1 protein-coding gene is annotated in these 1,384 nt (G+C 73.5%); it reads right to left on the reverse strand.

Annotated features, from left to right (window positions below; translation table 11 throughout):
* A partial coding sequence (locus AC27VN_RS41495; protein WP_490880513.1) for a hypothetical protein occupies nucleotides 1-1,384 on the reverse strand: 1,384 nt, incomplete at both ends.

Consider the following 1,384-nt stretch of genomic DNA (forward strand, 5'->3'; position numbering starts at 1 on the left):
GCGAGCCGCCGGTGCCGGGCACGAACTCGCGCGCATGCAGGTCGCCGCCGCCGGCCACGTCGACCACCGAGCCCGCCGCCAGTTCCACGCTCGGCGCGTCGAGCGTGATGCGCTTCTCGGGCGGCGCGTTCAGGTCGACCGCGGCCTCGGTCTGGGGCCGGGTCGGGTCGGTCCAGAACTCGTTGTTGCGCAGCGCGCCGTAGGGCAGCACCAGGCCGTCGCCCGACACCGAGGTGATGCTGCCCGCGCCCAGCGTCACGCTTTCGCCCGCCTTCAGCACGATCTGGCCGAAGGGCGCGCGCAGCACGCCGTTCTGCGCGATGCGCGGCGCTTCGAGGGTCAGGCTGCCGGCGGCCGACAGCGGCGTTTCGGCCTCGCCGTTGCGCTCGATGCGGATCGCATCGGTGGCGCGGATCGTGGCCTTGGCGCCGGTGGCCGGATAGACCTGCGCCGCCTGCATCAGCAGACGGCCCTCGACGTCGAGCACGGCACCGGGCGCCTCGACGTTGTCGGCGATGCGCAGGTCGCGCGCCGTCAACACCGTGTCAGCGAAGCCGCGGATCGCGGCGCCGCCGTCGATGTCGATCAGCGTGGCATCGAGGTTCAGGCTGCCGGCGCGCTCGGCGGCCGCGTTGCCGGGCGTCACCTGGAGCGTCGACAGCACGATGCGCGGCGCCCGCAGGCTGGCATCGGCACGGCCCGCGTTCGCGAGCGTGCCGCCGATGGCGATCGAGCGGCCGAACTGGAGGTGCACGCCGTCGAGGCGCACCGTCTTCGGCGTCTGGATCGCGAACTGGTCGAAGCCGCCCTCGTTGACGGCCGAAGCCAGCAGCACCGAGGGCGGCTTGGCGCTGGCGGCGCCCGTGAACACGCCGCGCAGGTCGAAGCCGGGGCCGAAGTTGAGGATCTCCTCGAGGTAGCCGTCGGCGAAGAAGGCCGTGGCATCGGGCAGGGCGGGGCCGCCGCCGGCGGCCGGCGCCTTGTTCACGACCCGGAAGTCGGCCGCGTCGGGCAGGGCCTCGAACAGCTCGACCATCTCGCGCGTGAACACGAAGGGGCCGGCGGCCGTCGAGAAGTAGCTGCTGTAGTCGATGCCGATCGCGTCCTCCCACTTGGCGACGCCTTCGCCGCCCGCGAACTGCAGCATGATCCACTTGAGCTGGTCGGCCGGCGATTCCGCGCCGCCGGCGCTGGTGAGCTTCAGGCTGCCGCCGCGCGCACCGGCACCGCCCGCGCGGGCGCGCAGGGTGCCCAGCACCTGGGCATGGCCCTCGATCTCGATGCTGCCGCCATCGCTGGCCAGCGCGAGTGTCGCGGCACCGCGATCGCGCGCGAAGCCCTGGCGCGGCACGTCGATCTCGCCCGCGCTGCCCGACACGTCGAT

The sequence above is a fragment of the Variovorax sp. 20P10.2.4 genome (assembly GCF_058244205.1).